Consider the following 15,140-nt stretch of genomic DNA (forward strand, 5'->3'; position numbering starts at 1 on the left):
GGGTACCCCAAGAGTCAAGCCGACTCATTGTGAATTTATTCCTCTGTCGTTACGCGCTTTAGCGTTGGCCATCGAAGGCCAGCCGGGCCGCAAGTCCCGCAAAGACGCTCCCCAGCAACAGCTGCGGCGCCCGCTGAAACCGCGTCCGCCTCGACAATGCCGCGCCGATCCGGCTGGCGGTCAGGATGACCAGGCCATTGACGACCAGCCCAATCAGATTGAGCACGGTTGCCAGCACCAGTATCTGCCCCGCCACGGACCCGGCCTGCGGCTGCACAAATTGCGGGAACAGCGCCAGCACGAACAGCGCCATCTTCGGGTTGAGGAGATTGGTCAACAACCCCTGCCGGACGATGCGCCCTTGCGAGTAGCGCGGCAGGCCGGCAACCGGCGCAAGCGCTGTCCCGTCGGAGCGGAACGCTTTCCAGGCGAGATAGGCCAGATAGGCGGCGCCGGCGTAACGCACGATGTCGTAAGCGATGGGAACGGCAAGGAACAGTTGCGACAGGCCGAAAGCAGCGGCCAGCGCATGACAATAGGTACCAGCGGCGATGCCGACATAGGTCGCCAGGCCCGCCGCACGCCCCTGGCTGGCGCTGCGGGATGCGATCAACAGCATGTCCGGCCCCGGCGTCGCGGTCAAAGCGAGGCAGGCAATGGCGAAAAGTCCAAGGGTGGAAAAGTCCGGCATGGGAGCTCCTGATACATGGCCGGAACCGACCCGTACGCGATTCCCGCGCGGCAGCAAAGGATACAAGATACAGGAACTGCCGCATCATTTGCCTCGACCGGCGCGAAAGCCTATATGCCGGGATCAAAGGACAAAGAATGGCCCGCATCTACAAGACCCGCACCTGGCACGACCAGCTTTCGCCGTCGATGGAGGAGATGGAGTTCCTGGCGCTGGAGGCCTACGCCCATCTGCCGGAGGATTTCCGCAAGCTCACCGGCGAGATCGTCATCCAGATCGCCGATTTCCCGACCGACGAGATCATGGACGATCTTTCGCTGGAAACGCCGTTCGACCTGCTCGGCCTGTTCGAGGGGCGCGGCATCGCCGAGCGCTGGAACCCGCAGACCGGCGAGGGGCCGAACCGCATCACGCTCTACCGCCGCGCCATACTCGACTACTGGGCCGAGAACGAGGAGACGCTGGGCGACATCGTCACCCATGTGCTGATCCACGAGATCGGCCACCATTTCGGCCTGTCGGACGACGATATGGAGCGGATCGAGGAGGCGGCGGAGCAGACGGCCTAGGGCTTTCGCGAAATCGCATCGCGCCGTTCCTCTTTCCCCTCCGGAGGGAGAGGAAGGGTGCCTGCACCAAAGCGGGTTGTTGCCCGCGTCTACCAATCGCTGAGCTTGGTGTCGGGCGTGTAGTCCTGACCCTCGACATCCTTCACCACAGCCTGACCGCAGCGCATCGATTTGGTCTTCTTGTCATAGGCATAGGTCGGCGAGCCGAACAGGTGCCAGCCCTTGTTCAGCGACGCCGTCACCTTGTGGCAGAAGCTGGAGTCGTCAGGGCCGGACAGAAAGCGGTAAAGTTTCATTTTTCAGTCCCCGTGAGTTTGCGGCAATCGCCCGAAAGCGCATCATGCGCCGATGGCGGCGGCCTTCGCCAGAAGTTTCTCGGCCTGAGCCAGATGCAGCCGCTCGACCATGCTGCCATCGAGCGCGATGACGCCCTTGCCGGCATTCTCGGCAAGCGCGAAGGCCGCCGTCACCGCGCGGGCCTGGGCGATAGCCTCCGGCGACGGCGCAAAGGCCCGGTTCGCCGCCTCGATCTGCGCCGGATGGATCAGCGACTTGCCATCGAAGCCCATGGCGGCGGCTTCCACGCATTCACGGGCAAAGGCGTCAGAATCGCGAAAATCATTGGCGACGCCGTCCAGTACATCGACGCCGCCGGCGCGCGCGGCCAGCACCAATTGCATCAGCCAGGGCGTGAGATAGCGCCGGTCCGGCGTCGCAAGGATACCGGTCTCCTTGACCAAATCGTTTGTTCCGGCAACGAAACAAGCAAGGCGCGAGGCGGGATCGCGGCCGAGCTCGGCAAGCGCGCCGATGTTTAGCAGGGCTTTCGGCGTCTCCACCATCGCCCATAGTTTCACCGTGTCCGGCGCGAAATTGTCGTCGAGCAGGTCGGCGGCCTCCAGCACCTCGCGCGGCGTGACGACCTTCGACAGAAGGATGCCGTCGGCCTCGCCTTTCGCCGCCGCCAGCACGTCGTCGATGCCCCATTCGCTCCCCAGCGCGTTGACGCGAACGATCATTTCGCAGCGCCGGTTCGGGCGTTCGGCCAGGATGCCCGCCAGCCTTTGGCGCGCCGTGACCTTGTCGGCTGGCGGCACGGCGTCTTCCAGGTCAATGATCACGGCATCGCAGGCAAGCGTCGCGATCTTGGCCAGCGCCCTGTCGTTCGAGGCCGGGATGTAGAGCACCGAGCGGCGCGGGCGGTAGGTTTGCATTCTCGATCTATGCCGCCTGTGGACAATGGAGGCAAGCCGTGCGGCGCAGCCAATCGTGGGAAGTCGGCGCCGCCCCTCATCGCCCTGCCGGGCACTTCTCCCCGTATAGTGACGGGGAGAAGGGGCTGGTGTCCGAACCGGATAGATAGGTAACAGAATGGACCGATTGCATAGGTGACAGTTTTCTCCCTCGCCGGAGGACCCGGCGATGGTTTGGCGAGAGACTGGCATCATGGACGAGCGGCTTCGTTTTGTAGTGGATTGCCTTTCTGGCGAAGAGACGATGAGCGAGCTTTGTGCGGCCTACGGAATTTCGCGCAAGATCGGCTATAAATGGCTGGGTCGCTACCGGGAGTTTGGCCCGGAAGGTTTGCACGATCGGCCGCGAGCGCCGCTCAATCATGGCCGTGCGACAGCCCTTGATCTTGTCGAGCGGATCGTGGCGGCGAAGGAGACGCATCCGCTGTGGGGGCCCAAGAAGATCGTGGCGCGGCTCAAGCGCGCGGCTCCCGACTTGATCTGGCCGTCGGCCTCGACGGCAGGCGCTATCCTTGCACGGCATGGGCTTGTCAGCGCCCGCAAGCGGACCCGGCTGCGGGCCTGCGGCAATGGACCTTGGCCGGAGCCGCAAGGGCCGAACGCGGTGTGGACCGGCGATCACAAGGGCTGGTTCCGGACCCGTGACGGGTGGCGTTGCGAACCGTTGACGGTGATGGATGCGTCGAGCCGCTACTTGCTGGCGCTCGAAGCGACCGGCTCGACGGCGGATGCCGAGGCCTGGCCGGTATTCGAGCGGCTGTTTGAGGAGCATGGCCTGCCGGACCGGTTCCGAAGCGACAATGGCCCGCCCTTCGCGTCGGCCGGTGTCACCGGGCTGACACCGCTTGCGGTGCGCTTCATCAAACTCGGCATCGCCCTGGAGCGGATCGCGCCCGGCAAACCCCAGCAGAACGGGCGCCACGAGCGCTTTCATCTGACCCTGTTGCCGCTGGCCGAGGCACCGGAGGCCGACAGGGCGGCCCAGGGCCACGCCTTCGAGGCCTTCCGGCGCAGCTACAATGAAGAACGTCCCCATGAGGCGCTAGGCATGGACACTCCAGCCCAGCATTACAGATCCTCCCGGCGCGCCATGCCGACGATGCCGCCCGAGCCTGATTATCCGGCCGAGGCCGCGGTCCGTCATGTACGCCACAATGGCGAGATCAGGTGGAACGGCGGCTTCGTCTATGTCTCGCAGGCACTGGTTGGTGAAGCTGTCGCGGCCGCCCAAACCGAGGATGGTCAATGGGCTCTTTCCTTCCATGCACACCAGCTCGGCATCATCGACACAAGGCGTATGACAAATAGGGGGAGAACTGTTACCTATGTATCCGGTTCAAACTGTTACCCATCTATCGGCTGGACACTGGCCGCGGCCCAGGCACGCTTCCTGCGACGCGGGTGATTGGCGAAAATCCGCGTGACGACGTCCTTCTCCCCGTTCACGGGGAGAAGATGGCGGCAGCCAGATGAGGGGCAGCGCCAACGTTCGAAGCTCCCCTGCACGAAATCTGCAAATCATTGCTGAAAATCTCAGGCGGCCCGCCCCGCTATCTCCTCGCCTGCTTGCGAGACAGGCGACATGCAGACACACGAAAGTCCCCGTTGGTCCCTGCCCTACCGGCTGCGCAGCGATGGCTGGTGGCTCGCCGCGAAAGCGCGGCCGACCGCGACGCTGTTGCCCTTCGTCCTTAGATCGCCGCCGCGCCATGCGCCGGCCAAAGCGAGGAAAACCCGGTCATGACAGATCTTCTCGCGCCGGCGCCGAGCTATTGCCAGCGCTTCGGCGTCGCCGTCCTGCTGGTCGCGCTGGCGGACTTTTTCTTCTATGGCCAGCCGGCCGGCATCACGTGGTTCCTGTTCGGCATCGTGCTCGCCGCCGCGATCGTGGCCCTCAATTCCCTGTCTCTCAATTCCATGAACCTTAACGATCGCTGGCTCTGGGTCAGGCCTGCCGCCCTGCTCGCGGCGCTGCTGCCGCTGGTCGAGAATGTCAGTCCGCTGTCGGTCTCGATCGCGCTCGTGGCGCTCTCGGCGTTCGCGCTTTCGCTGACCGGGCGGCTGCGCGCCGGCCTCGCCCGCATCGCCAGGCAGCTTTCGGCCTTCTTCATCGCCGCGCCGTTCCGCTTGGTGGGCGACTTCGTGCGCTGGCGCAAGGCGGCGCGGCGCCATGGCGGGCGGCGCATCCGGCTGGCGGCGATCGCCGTCTGGGTGATGCCGCTCGGCCTCGGTCTCGTCTTCCTCGCTCTGTTCGGCGCCGCCAATCCGGTCATCGAATACTGGTTCTCGCTGATCGACCTTTTTGCACTCCTCAACCTGATCCAGCTGCCGCGGCTGGTCTTCTGGCTTGCCGTGCTCGCTGGCATCTGGGCCTTCCTGCGGCCGCGCCTGCCGCGCTTCTTCCGCCGTTTGCCGCGCAAGTCGCGGATCGTCCGCACGGAACCGCCGGCTCAGGCAAGAACGACCATCGAGGACGTCCTCTTCGGCAAGGCGGCGATCCTGCGCGCGCTGCTCGTCTTCAACCTTCTGTTCGCGCTGCAGACCGCGCTCGACGCCACCTATCTGTGGGGCGGGGTGGCGCTGCCGGACGGGCTGACCTACGCCGCCTATGCGCATCGCGGCGCCTATCCGCTGATCGTCACCGCGCTGCTTGCCGCCGGCTTCGTGCTCGCAGCGCTGAGGCCCGGCAGCGAGACGTCGGAGGACCCGCTGATCCGCCGGCTGGTCTATGCCTGGGTGGCGCAGAACATCATGCTGGTCATCTCCTCGATGCTGAGGCTCGATCTCTATATCGGCATCTACGCGCTGACCTATCTGCGCATTGCCGCCTTCGTCTGGATGGGGCTGGTGGCGGCAGGGCTGGCGCTGATCATCGCCCGCATCGCGCTTGGAAAATCCAGCGAATGGCTGCTCTCCGCCAATCTTCTGACGTTATCGGCGACGCTTTATGTGTGCTGCTACGTCAACTTCGCCGCGCTGATCGCCAACTACAATGTCGACCATTCCTACGAAATGAACGGCCCCGGCACCAGCCTCGACCTTTTCTACACGAGGTCTCTCGGCCCCGCCGCGTTGCCGGCACTCGACCGCTTTTTTGACCATCAGAAGAAGGTGTTCCTCGCCGACAAACGCGATCCGGCTGACGCCTTCACCGAGGCCCGCTTTCGCGACGAGCAGAAAAACTGGCGCGCCTGGAGCTTTCGCGACTGGCGGCTTTTGCGCGCACTCGACAAAAGAGGTCCGCTCGTGGTTCCTCCCGGGTATCAACCCGCGATGCCGGACCTCTGATCGATGCCGCACAACATCCTCGTCGCCGACGACGATCCGCATATCCGCGAGATCATCTGCTTCGCGCTGGAAAAGGCCGGCATGAGGACGCAAGGCGTCGCCGATGGTGCCGCCGCCCTGCAGGCGATCGAGCGGCGCGCGCCCGACCTCGTCGTGCTCGACATCGGCATGCCGGAGATGGACGGGCTGGAGGTGTGCCGCAGGCTGAGGCAGCGATCCGACGTGCCGGTGCTGTTTTTGTCGGCGCGCGACGAGGAGATCGACCGCATCCTCGGGCTGGAAATGGGCGGCGACGACTATGTGACGAAGCCGTTCAGCCCGCGCGAGCTGGTCGCCCGCGTCAACGTCATCCTGCGCCGCGCCCGCCCGGCGTCGGCCGAGGCCGAAGAACGGCAGTTCTCGCATGGCGGGCTGGTGCTCATGCCGGCGAGCCACGGCGCCAGCTTCGACGGCAAGCCGCTGGCGCTGACGGGCATCGAGTTCGCGATCCTGAAAGGGTTCCTCGCCCGCCCCACGCATGTGCTTGCCCGCGAGGCGGTGATGGCCAATGCCTATGCCGCCAACATCCATGTCTCGGAACGCACCGTCGACAGCCATATCCGCAACATCCGCGCCAAGCTGGCGGCGGCCGGCTGCACCGATGCGATCGAGACCGTGCACGGCGTCGGCTTCCGGCTCGGCCGATGCGGCCATTGAACTCGCGGAAATGGATCGGGGACAAATGGCGGCCGCGGCTGGCCACTGTGGTGGTCGCCATCCTGATCGTGGTGATGGCGCTGCCGCTGGTCGGCCTGTTCTTCTTTCGCCTCTATGAGAACCAGCTGATCCGCCAGACCGAGGCGGAGCTGATCGCGCAAGGCGCGGTGCTCGCCGCCATCTATGCCGAGGATGTGCGCCAGGCCGGGATTGCGCCCGAGAAACTTGGCGCGCCGGTCTCGGCCGATCCGGCAAGGGACAACAACTATCCCTACGACCCGATCGAGCCGCGCCTCGACCTTGCCTCCGACGATGTCATGCCGACGCGCCCTGCGGCTGTTCCCGCCATTCCCGATGCGGCCTTCGCGGCGATCGGCGCGCGGCTCTCCGGCATTCTCGACGAAACGCAGAAGACGACGCTGGCCGGCTTCCGGCTGCTCGATCCCCGGGGCGTGGTCATCGCCGGGCGCGAGGAGGTCGGGCAGTCGCTGGCCGGCGTCGAGGAGGTGCGCGCCGCACTTGCCGGCCGCTATGGCGGCGCGCTCCGGCTCAGGATCCCCGACCAGCCGGCGCCGCCGCTCTATTCGGTTAGCCGAGGCACCAGGGTGCGCGTCTTCGTCGCCCTGCCGGTCGAGGTCGAAGGCCGGGTCGCCGGCGTGGTCTATCTGTCGCGGACGCCGAACAACATCGTCAAGCACCTCTACGGCGAGCGCGGCAAGGTGACCCTGGCGGCGATCGCGATTGTCGGCGGCACGCTGCTGATCGGGCTGGTCTTCCTGCGCACGGTGAGCCGGCCGATCTACGGGCTGATCGAGCGCACCAAGCGCATCGCCGCCGGCGATCGTGAAGCGATAAAGCCGCTCGACCATCACGGCACGCGCGAGATGGCCGAGCTTTCCGCCGCCTTCCTCGACATGGCCGAAAAGCTGCAGGCGCGCTCCGACAGCATCCAGACCTTCGCCACCCATGTCTCGCACGAGCTCAAATCACCGCTGACGGCGATTCAGGGGGCGGCGGAATTGCTGCGCGATTCCGGCGATGCCATGGACGAGGCCGAGCGGAAGCGGTTTTCCGACAATATCGTCACCGATGCCGGGCGACTCAATCTGCTGGTCCGCCGCCTGCTCGAGTTGGCGCGCGCCGAAAACCTAGCGCCCAGCGGCGAAAGCACGTCGCTCGAGGCGGCATTGGCGCTGCTGCCGGCGGACAACCGGCTCACGGTCCGCGTCGAGGCCGGCGGCGGGGTCGGCCTGAGTATCTCGGCCGAGAACGCGGCGATCGTGCTAGCCAATCTCATCGACAATTCGGCGCGGCATGGCGCGAGCCTGGTTTCAATCTCTGCCACGAACGCGACCGAGCGGGCGACCGTCTTGGTCAGCGATGACGGCGCCGGCATTTCGCCGAGCAACCGCGGCAAGGTGTTTGAGCCGTTCTTCACCACGCGGCGCGAGACCGGCGGCACCGGCATGGGCCTCGGCATCGTGCTGGCCCTCCTGAAAGCGCATGATGGCACGATCAGGCTGGTTGACAGCGAGCGCGGCACGCGCTTCGAGATCAGCCTGCCGGCGGCGTGAAGGATGCCGCAGGCTGGATCGGAGGAAGAAGTGCGCTACGACATCGTCATCATCGGCGGGGCCATCGTCGGATCCTCGGTCGCCTACTATCTGCGCGAGGAGGGATTTTCCGGCTCGATCGCGCTGGTCGAGCGCGATCCGCAATTTTCCCATGCGGCGACGACGCTGTCGCTGGCCTCGATCCGTCAACAATTCTCGATCCCGGAAAACATCCGCCTGTCGCAGTTCACGCTAAAACTGTTCCGGCGGCTGCAGGAAACTTTTGGCGCCGAGGCCGATATCGGCTTTCGCGAGGGCGGCTATCTGATCCTTGCCGGCGACAACGGGCTGCCGATCCTCAAAGCCAATCACGAAGCGCAGATCGCCGAGGGCGCCGACATCGTGCTGGAGGACCCCGAGCAACTGACGCACCGCTTCCCCTGGCTGTCGGCCGAGGGAATTTCCGCCGGCGCCTATGGCCGCACCGGCGAGGGCTGGTTCGACGCGCATGCGCTGCTGATGCTGTTCCGCAAGGCGCTGCGCGACAAGAAGATCGATTTCATCACCGCCGACGTCACCGGCATCGCGCGCGAGGGCAACCGCGTGACCGGCGTCAGTCTCGACAATGGCGAAAAACTCGAAGCCGGTATCGTCGTCAACGCCGCCGGCCCGAATGCTGGCAAGGTGGCGGCCTTTGCCGGACTCGCGCTGCCGGTCGAGCCGCGCAAGCGCAACGTCTTCGTCTTCGAGGCGCGCGAGAAATATGCCGACATGCCGCTGCTGGTCGATCCCAGCGGCATCTATGTGCGGCCGGAAGGCTCGGTCTACCTCACCGGCGGCGCCGAACCAGAGGAAGGCGACCATGCTCCCGATCCCGCGGATTTCGACGTCAACTGGCCTCTGTTCGAGGAGGTGATCTGGCCGGCGCTCGCCACCCGCATCCCGGCCTTCGAGGCGATCAAGCCGACGCGCGCCTGGGTCGGCCACTACGACTACAACACGCTCGACCAGAACGCGGTGATCGGGCCGCATCCGGAGGTCGAGAACTTCCTGTTCGCCAACGGCTTTTCCGGCCACGGCCTCCAGCAGGCGCCGGCGGTCGGCAAGGCGCTCTCCGAGCTGATCGTGCATGGCGGCTACCGAACGGTGGATTGCACGGCGTTCGGGTACAGCCGGGTGGCCGAGGGGCGGGCGTTCCGGGAGCTGAATGTGATTTGAAGGGGAGGCGCTAGGCCGCTGCCTGCCTGCCCTCGCCAAAATACCGCTGCAGCCAGCCCAGCGCCCGCGCCCAGCCATCGGCATGTTCGGCCGCGGCTTCGGCGAACCCTTCGAAACCACCGTGGCAGATGGTGAGCCGGGTGCCGGCGGACGTCGGCTCCAGCAGATAGGCCACCCTCGTTTCGTGGCGGCCGAGGGTCGGATGGTTCCAGTCATAGCGCCGGGTCTGAACGATCCGGCGCGGCGTCTCGATTTCGAGGAAGGTTCCGCCGGCGGGCAGGCGCCTGCCGTCCGCCGTCTTTACGATGACGCTCCAGCTGCCGCCGACGTGCAGCTCGGCGGCCCAGGCGGTCATCCGGTAGCAGTCGGCAGAGCTCCACCAGCGCTCGACCGCGTCGGTGACGAGCGCTGCAAAGACCTGTTCCGGCGGCGCGAGAATCTCGGCCGATGCCATGACCGTCCGGCTGTTCGCCATGGCTCTCACAGCCAGCTGCTCCGGGTTCACATCGGCCTCCGTCAATGGTCGCTTCGTTGCCGAAACCAATCATCAGGCGCTCAGGCCGCCTTCGACGGCGGGCGGTCAAAACCCTTGCCGGTCTCGAGCAGGCTCTTCAGGCTGGCCAGAACCAGCGGCCAGCCCTTGGCGACATTTTCGATCAGCCGGTGCGGGCCGTCGGCCTCGTGGGTGACGGCGAGCTTCGTCAGTTCGCCATCCTGCTCGATTGCGAAGGTGCAGCGCGTATAGCCGTCTTCCCTCACCTCGGGCAGCCATTCGTTGCGCCATTTGATGACCAGGCGCCTGGGCGGGTCGATCTCCAGTATCTCGCCCGAGTCGGCAATGCTTCCGTCGGGGAAGATCAGCTTCCAGCTTGAGCCCACCTTCCAGTCGCTCTCCTGATAGGAGCAGAGGAAGAACTGCCGGTTGAACTCCGGGTCGGTTAGCGCCGTCCAAAGCTTTTCAGGCGTGGTGCGGATATAGGTGACATAGACGAAGGTGTTGTCGCTCACGGCTCTTCCCTTTCCAGTCGTTTCTTCAGGTCGCTCAATGCATCCAGCCGATGGCGCTCGAACTTGCCGATCCAGCGCTCGGCGATCTCGTTGATCGGAACCGGGTTGAGGTAGTGTTCCTTCTCTCGGCCCCGGCGGACGGTGGTGACGAGGTTGGCCTCTTCCAGGATCGCCAGGTGCTTGGTCACCGCCTGGCGCGTCATCTCCATCCGCTCGCAGAGCGCGTTCAGCGTCTGCCCGTTCCTTGCATGGAGGCTGTCCAGCAATTGCCGGCGGGTCGGGTCGGCCAAGGCGCGAAAGACGGCATCCATGCTCATCGCTTTAATATGCAACCATTTGGTTGCATGTCAAGCAGGGAGACAGATCGGGCGATCACTTGCCCGTGAGTCGGTGAGGAATATGGAGACGGATCAGCCCTTGCGGGAGAACCAGAAAGCGTCGGGCATGCGCCTCATGCCGATGCGCTCGTAGAAGCCGACCGCGTTGGGCATCGAGATCAAGCTGATGGCGACGGCGGGACCGAGCTGGCGGCGGGCCTCGTCCATCAGCCCCTTGCCGATGCCGAGCCCTTGCGCCGATCGGGAAACGGCAAGCTCGGAAATGTAGCAGACCCAGGAGAAGTCGGTGACGCCGCGCGCTACACCGACAAGCGGCTTGCCCTCGCTGTCGAGCCGCGCCGTCAGCACCAGGTTGGCGTTGCCGAGCATGGTCTTCAGCCGGGCCTCGTCGTCGACGGGGCGCGTCTCGCCGAGGCCAGATTCCACCAGCACACGGCGGAACTCGGCGACGTCGAGCGCCGGCTCGCTGGCATAGAGGACGCGGCATGGTTCCGTCATGGTCGCAAGACTGCACCAGCGGGCCAGGATTTCGAAGTCCTTTTTTGAGCCCGATCCGCGCACGAACAGTTGCCTTTCATTTGCCGCCGGCTTTGTGTAAACCGTGCGCCAGCAAATTCCCGAACGACAAGAAGACGGCAAGGACCATGGACAAATTCACCAAGCTGACCGGCGTCGCCGCGCCGATGCCGATCGTCAACATCGACACCGACATGATCATCCCCAAGGATTATCTGAAGACGATCAAGCGCACCGGACTCGGCACCGGCCTGTTCGCCGAGATGCGCTACAAGGAGGACGGCTCGGAGAACCCCGACTTCGTGCTCAACAAGCCGGCCTATCGCAAGGCGCAGATCCTGGTCGCCGGCGACAATTTCGGCTGCGGCTCGAGCCGCGAGCACGCGCCGTGGGCGCTGCTCGATTTCGGCATCCGCTGCGTCATCTCGACCTCGTTCGCCGACATCTTCTACAACAACTGCTTCAAGAACGGCATCCTGCCGATCACCGTCAGCCCGGAAGACCTGGACAAGCTGATGGACGACGCCTCGCGCGGCTCCAACGCCACGCTGTCGGTCGATCTCGAGGCCAAGGAAATCCGCGGGCCGGATGGCGGCGTGGTCACGTTCGACCTCGACGACTTCAAGCGCCACTGCCTGCTCAATGGGCTGGACGACATCGGCCTGACCATGGAGAAGGCCGGCGCCATCGACTCGTTCGAACAGAAGAACGCCGCGCAGCGCCCGTGGGCCTGATCGTCTGTATCTGAATGCTTAAGCCCGGCCACGACAGGCCGGGTTCGTGCTGCGGCTGAACGGAGGGACAGTCATGACACGCTCGCTTCTGGCCGGCGCCTGCGCGCTGGCGGTGATCCTGCTGCCGATGGCGGGCGCGCATGCCCAGACCGACGCGGTGCTGGTGCCGGCCGACGATGCGTCCGGCGGCGCCGCCGACCAGGGCGCGTCGAGCACCACCGATGCGGCGCCGGCCGACGAGGACAAGCTGGCGCCGATCCCGTTCGAGGGCGGCCAGTTCACCATCACCCAGCAGGAGGAGTATGGCGAGAAGGTGCTGGCCTATGACGGCAAGCAGCTCGCCGACAATTACGACGTCTTCTTCGACAAGATTGTCGAGGTCGGCGGCGTCAAGGTCGCACTGTTCGATGTCGGCGATGGCGGCAATCAATGCGGGCCGGCGAGTGTCATCGCCTGGAAGCCGGAAGGCGGCGAGATCCAGACCACCACCGTCGAGCAGGACGAATGCGGCGCGCCGCCGGCCGCGGTCTCCGACAGCGCCATCTACTATGTGCCCTTTCTGCTGCCGGGCGAGACGAGAGCGGCGCTGCAATGGTCGCCGACGGAAGGGCTGACCACCTCCGGCAACCTCACCTACACGCCGGAATCCGGCACCGACTGGAAAGATGTCGACCCGTCGAAATACGACAACATCATCGACGCCTTCCACAACGAGGCGGTCTACAAGGCGGCGCAGACGGTGCTCGGCGACACCATGCCCGACATGGCGACCAGCCTGCTGGTCGGCGGCGGCACCGAAAACACCGCATCCGGCGCCTTCTACGCCACCGGCTGCGTGCCGCATGATTGCGGCGGCAATGACGGCTTCATGGCGGTCGATCCGGTCAAGCACAAAGTCTATTTCGCGCGCCGCGGCGACAATGGCGAGCCACAGGGCTGGCCCGACCTGAAGACGTGGCCGGCGGATATCAAGAAAGCGTATGACGACGCGCAGGGGTCGGCGAATTAGCCCGAGCCTCTATTGCTAGGTCGCGTTCCTTCGCGCCCCCCTCTGTCCTGCCGGACATCTCCCCCACAAGGGGGGAGATTGGCTGTTTCGGCGCCCCGCCTGTTTTGCAACGCTGGTGATTGGCGAAAACCGGCGTGACATCTGATCTCCCCCAAGTGGGGGAGATGGCCGGCAGGCCAGAGGGGGCGCTGTCCCGTCAGCATCAAAAGTTTGCACCGCCAGTCTACGCTCCCTGGCTCACGACTGGATCGCTCGTCCGTTTCAGAATGCGCGCATCCAACGCGAGGCTCTCCATGCGCACACTCATCTCCACCGGCTCGCCCTTCGAGAAAACCGCCGGCTATTCGCGCGCGGTGGTGCAGGGCGACTGGTGCTTCGTCTCCGGCACGACCGGTTACGACTATGCCACCATGACCATGCCCGACACGGTCGAGGCGCAGACGCGCAATTGCCTCGCGACCATTGCCAAGGCCTTGGCCGACGGCGGCTTCGAGATGGCCGATGTGGTGCGGGCGCATTACTACATCACCGACCAGGCCTATGTTGACGTGGTGTTCCCGATCCTCGGCGAGGCGTTCGGTGATATTCGGCCGGCGGCGACGATGATCGTCTGCCAGCTCAACAAGCCGGAAATGAAGATCGAGATCGAGGCGACGGCGCTCCGGCGCACGGCCTGATGCAGGTCGCCCAGGACAGGGGCACCGGCTTGCACAAAGCAAGGATCAGCCGATGGTAAAGGTCAAGCGCATCGTCGCCAACATCGCCACGCAGGACACCCTCGCGGCGCAGCATTTCTATCAGGACGTGCTCGGGCTTGATGTGCTGATGGACCAAGGCTGGATCGTCACCTGCGGCTCGGCCGAGACGATGACGGTGCAGATCAGCTTCATGACCGAGGGCGGCTCCGGCACCCCGGTGCCTGATCTTTCGATCGAGGTCGACGACGTCGACGAGGCGCTTGCGGCCATGCGCAAGGCCGGCTTCGCCATCGAATACGGCCCGGCCGACGAGCCCTGGGGCGTGCGGCGCTTCTATGTGCGCGACCCGTTCGGCCGGCTGGTGAATGTCCTTTCGCACCGGTGACGGTTGAAAGGCTTGCGCCGCAAGCACTTGGCGTTTAGCAAGGCCGCGGTTTCTCCAAACACTCTCGGGACGGTTCTCCATGGCTTCGAAAAATCTCCTCCTGCTCGCCGGCGACGGCATCGGCCCCGAGGCCATGGCCGAGGTGAAGAAGCTGATCGCGGCCATGAATGAAAAACTCGGCAGCGGTTTTGCCACCGATGAGGGGCTGGTCGGCGGTAGCGCCTACGACGCGCATGGCGCGGCGATCTCCGATGCCGACATGGAAAAGGCGATGGCGGCGGATGCCGTGCTGTTCGGCGCGGTTGGCGGGCCGAAGTGGGACAAGGTGCCTTACGAGGTGCGTCCCGAGGCCGGGCTGCTCCGCCTGCGCAAGGACATGGAGCTGTTCGCCAATCTCCGTCCGGCGATCTGCTACCCGGCGCTCGCCGCATCCTCCTCGCTCAAGCAGGAGGTGGTCGAGGGCCTCGACATATTGATCGTGCGCGAGCTGACCGGCGGCGTCTATTTCGGCGAGCCGAAGCAGATCATCGATCTCGGCAACGGCCAGAAGCGCGGCATCGACACGCAGGTCTACGACACGTTCGAGATCGAGCGCATCTCGGGCGTCGCCTTCGAGCTGGCGCGCACGCGCCGCAACCAGGTCACTTCGATGGAAAAGCGCAACGTCATGAAGTCGGGCGTGCTGTGGAACGAGGTTGTCAGCCAGACCCACGCGGCCAGCTACAGCGACGTCAAGCTCGATCACATGCTGGCCGATGCCGGCGGCATGCAGCTGGTGCGCTGGCCGAAGCAGTTCGACGTCATCGTCACCGACAATCTGTTCGGCGACATGCTGTCCGACATCGCCGCCATGCTCACCGGCTCGATCGGCATGCTGCCGTCGGCCTCGCTCGGCGCGCCGGATGTGAAGACCAAGAAGCGCAAGGCGCTCTACGAGCCGGTGCACGGCTCGGCGCCCGACATCGCCGGCAAGGGCATCGCCAACCCGATCGCCATGATCGCGTCCTTCGCCATGTGCCTGCGCTATTCCTTCGGCATGGTGGCCGAGGCCGACAAGCTGGAAGCGGCGATCGCCGCCGTGCTCGAAGACGGCCTGCGCACCAAGGACATCTTCTCCGACGGCATGAAGGAAGTCGGCACCATTGAAATGGGCGACGCCATCATCGCCAAGTTCCTTGGATGAC

Annotated in this window: 18 protein-coding genes; 11 read left to right on the top strand and 7 right to left on the bottom strand. The window is 65.2% G+C overall.

The features are described 5' to 3' along the window. Window positions 1-58: 58 nt before the first annotated feature. Window positions 59-691 (bottom strand): LysE family translocator, encoded by a 633-nt coding sequence (locus EJ073_RS20570; RefSeq protein ID WP_126057379.1) that lies wholly within the window; start codon window positions 689-691, stop codon window positions 59-61. 137 nt (window positions 692-828) lie between these two features. Here EJ073_RS20570 and EJ073_RS20575 point away from each other — a divergent pair, with 137 nt between their 5' ends. Next, entirely contained in the window at window positions 829-1,260 is a 432-nt protein-coding gene (locus EJ073_RS20575; protein WP_126057380.1) for a metallopeptidase family protein, read from the top strand. Window positions 1,261-1,349: 89 nt separating this feature from the next. Here EJ073_RS20575 and EJ073_RS20580 read toward each other — a convergent pair whose 3' ends face one another. Together EJ073_RS20580 and EJ073_RS20585 are read right to left on the bottom strand one after the other, a co-directional pair. Continuing rightward, entirely contained in the window at window positions 1,350-1,556 is a 207-nt protein-coding gene (locus tag EJ073_RS20580) for a DUF1737 domain-containing protein (protein WP_126057381.1), read from the bottom strand. A 42-nt stretch (window positions 1,557-1,598) separates the two neighbouring features. Next, the gene (locus EJ073_RS20585; RefSeq protein ID WP_126057382.1) at window positions 1,599-2,474 is read right to left on the bottom strand and encodes a CoA ester lyase; all 876 of its coding nucleotides are present in this window, start codon (window positions 2,472-2,474) and stop codon (window positions 1,599-1,601) included. Window positions 2,475-2,682: 208 nt separating this feature from the next. Between EJ073_RS20585 and EJ073_RS20590 the strand changes: the two genes are divergently transcribed. The 5 genes from EJ073_RS20590 (at window position 2,683) to EJ073_RS20610 (ending at window position 9,268) form a co-directional block, all read left to right on the top strand. Then, complete coding sequence (locus EJ073_RS20590) at window positions 2,683-3,918, top strand: integrase core domain-containing protein (RefSeq protein WP_126057383.1); 1,236 nt, start codon at window positions 2,683-2,685, stop codon at window positions 3,916-3,918. A gap of 335 nt (window positions 3,919-4,253) precedes the next feature. Next, a complete protein-coding gene (locus tag EJ073_RS20595) occupies window positions 4,254-5,801 on the top strand; it encodes a DUF4173 domain-containing protein (RefSeq protein WP_126057384.1) in 1,548 nt (515 codons plus the stop codon). 3 nt (window positions 5,802-5,804) lie between these two features. Next, a complete protein-coding gene (locus EJ073_RS20600; RefSeq protein WP_126057385.1) occupies window positions 5,805-6,497 on the top strand; it encodes a response regulator transcription factor in 693 nt (230 codons plus the stop codon). Then, window positions 6,485-8,071, top strand: coding sequence for an ATP-binding protein (locus EJ073_RS20605; protein WP_126057386.1), 1,587 nt, complete (start codon window positions 6,485-6,487; stop codon window positions 8,069-8,071). The genes EJ073_RS20600 and EJ073_RS20605 overlap by 13 nt, the downstream gene beginning before the upstream one ends. Before the next feature lie 30 nt (window positions 8,072-8,101). Beyond that, entirely contained in the window at window positions 8,102-9,268 is a 1,167-nt protein-coding gene (locus EJ073_RS20610; RefSeq protein ID WP_126059292.1) for an FAD-binding oxidoreductase, read from the top strand. A gap of 10 nt (window positions 9,269-9,278) precedes the next feature. Here the strand turns inward: EJ073_RS20610 and EJ073_RS20615 are convergent, their stop codons facing one another. From EJ073_RS20615 to EJ073_RS20630, 4 genes are all read right to left on the bottom strand, one after another. Next, window positions 9,279-9,788 carry an SRPBCC family protein gene (locus tag EJ073_RS20615; RefSeq protein ID WP_245455301.1) on the bottom strand — a complete coding sequence of 170 codons (510 nt, stop codon included), beginning with the start codon at window positions 9,786-9,788 and terminating at the stop codon, window positions 9,279-9,281. A 35-nt stretch (window positions 9,789-9,823) separates the two neighbouring features. Next, a complete protein-coding gene (locus EJ073_RS20620) occupies window positions 9,824-10,276 on the bottom strand; it encodes an SRPBCC family protein (RefSeq protein ID WP_126057387.1) in 453 nt (150 codons plus the stop codon). Beyond that, the gene (locus EJ073_RS20625; RefSeq protein ID WP_126057388.1) at window positions 10,273-10,593 is read right to left on the bottom strand and encodes a metalloregulator ArsR/SmtB family transcription factor; all 321 of its coding nucleotides are present in this window, start codon (window positions 10,591-10,593) and stop codon (window positions 10,273-10,275) included. The genes EJ073_RS20620 and EJ073_RS20625 overlap by 4 nt, the downstream gene beginning before the upstream one ends. Window positions 10,594-10,686: 93 nt before the next feature. Beyond that, on the bottom strand, window positions 10,687-11,112 hold the full coding sequence (locus EJ073_RS20630; RefSeq protein WP_126057389.1) for a GNAT family N-acetyltransferase: 426 nt from the start codon (window positions 11,110-11,112) through the stop codon (window positions 10,687-10,689). A 146-nt stretch (window positions 11,113-11,258) separates the two neighbouring features. Here EJ073_RS20630 and leuD point away from each other — a divergent pair, with 146 nt between their 5' ends. The 5 genes from leuD to leuB all read left to right on the top strand — a co-directional run bounded on the left by leuD (window position 11,259) and on the right by leuB (window position 15,139). Then, window positions 11,259-11,864, top strand: a complete 606-nt coding sequence (gene leuD, locus EJ073_RS20635) for a 3-isopropylmalate dehydratase small subunit (protein ID WP_126057390.1) — start codon at window positions 11,259-11,261, stop codon at window positions 11,862-11,864. Between the two features lie 73 nt (window positions 11,865-11,937). Continuing rightward, window positions 11,938-12,873, top strand: a complete 936-nt coding sequence (locus EJ073_RS20640) for a hypothetical protein (RefSeq protein WP_126057391.1) — start codon at window positions 11,938-11,940, stop codon at window positions 12,871-12,873. Between the two features lie 293 nt (window positions 12,874-13,166). Further along, a complete protein-coding gene (locus EJ073_RS20645; RefSeq protein WP_126057392.1) occupies window positions 13,167-13,550 on the top strand; it encodes a RidA family protein in 384 nt (127 codons plus the stop codon). A 52-nt stretch (window positions 13,551-13,602) separates the two neighbouring features. Beyond that, a complete protein-coding gene (locus tag EJ073_RS20650) occupies window positions 13,603-13,956 on the top strand; it encodes a VOC family protein (protein ID WP_126057393.1) in 354 nt (117 codons plus the stop codon). 79 nt (window positions 13,957-14,035) lie between these two features. Then, on the top strand, window positions 14,036-15,139 hold the full coding sequence (gene leuB, locus EJ073_RS20655; protein WP_126057394.1) for a 3-isopropylmalate dehydrogenase: 1,104 nt from the start codon (window positions 14,036-14,038) through the stop codon (window positions 15,137-15,139). The last annotated feature ends 1 nt before the right edge of the window (window position 15,140 follow it).

Source organism: Mesorhizobium sp. M4B.F.Ca.ET.058.02.1.1, from assembly GCF_003952505.1.
In the GTDB taxonomy this organism is placed as follows: Bacteria; Pseudomonadota; Alphaproteobacteria; order Rhizobiales; family Rhizobiaceae; genus Mesorhizobium.

Bases quoted from the DNA above. Each gene is read 5' to 3' on its own strand.
- EJ073_RS20570 (WP_126057379.1), bottom strand. From the start codon at position 691: ATGCCGGACTTTTCCACCCTTGGACTTTTCGCCATTGCCTGCCTCGCT.
- EJ073_RS20575 (WP_126057380.1), top strand. From the start codon at position 829: ATGGCCCGCATCTACAAGACCCGCACCTGGCACGACCAGCTTTCGCCG.
- EJ073_RS20580 (WP_126057381.1), bottom strand. From the start codon at position 1,556: ATGAAACTTTACCGCTTTCTGTCCGGCCCTGACGACTCCAGCTTCTGC.
- EJ073_RS20585 (WP_126057382.1), bottom strand. From the start codon at position 2,474: ATGCAAACCTACCGCCCGCGCCGCTCGGTGCTCTACATCCCGGCCTCG.
- EJ073_RS20590 (WP_126057383.1), top strand. From the start codon at position 2,683: ATGGTTTGGCGAGAGACTGGCATCATGGACGAGCGGCTTCGTTTTGTA.
- EJ073_RS20595 (WP_126057384.1), top strand. From the start codon at position 4,254: ATGACAGATCTTCTCGCGCCGGCGCCGAGCTATTGCCAGCGCTTCGGC.
- EJ073_RS20600 (WP_126057385.1), top strand. From the start codon at position 5,805: ATGCCGCACAACATCCTCGTCGCCGACGACGATCCGCATATCCGCGAG.
- EJ073_RS20605 (WP_126057386.1), top strand. From the start codon at position 6,485: ATGCGGCCATTGAACTCGCGGAAATGGATCGGGGACAAATGGCGGCCG.
- EJ073_RS20625 (WP_126057388.1), bottom strand. From the start codon at position 10,593: ATGAGCATGGATGCCGTCTTTCGCGCCTTGGCCGACCCGACCCGCCGG.
- EJ073_RS20630 (WP_126057389.1), bottom strand. From the start codon at position 11,112: ATGACGGAACCATGCCGCGTCCTCTATGCCAGCGAGCCGGCGCTCGAC.
- leuD (WP_126057390.1), top strand. From the start codon at position 11,259: ATGGACAAATTCACCAAGCTGACCGGCGTCGCCGCGCCGATGCCGATC.
- EJ073_RS20640 (WP_126057391.1), top strand. From the start codon at position 11,938: ATGACACGCTCGCTTCTGGCCGGCGCCTGCGCGCTGGCGGTGATCCTG.
- EJ073_RS20645 (WP_126057392.1), top strand. From the start codon at position 13,167: ATGCGCACACTCATCTCCACCGGCTCGCCCTTCGAGAAAACCGCCGGC.
- EJ073_RS20650 (WP_126057393.1), top strand. From the start codon at position 13,603: ATGGTAAAGGTCAAGCGCATCGTCGCCAACATCGCCACGCAGGACACC.
- leuB (WP_126057394.1), top strand. From the start codon at position 14,036: ATGGCTTCGAAAAATCTCCTCCTGCTCGCCGGCGACGGCATCGGCCCC.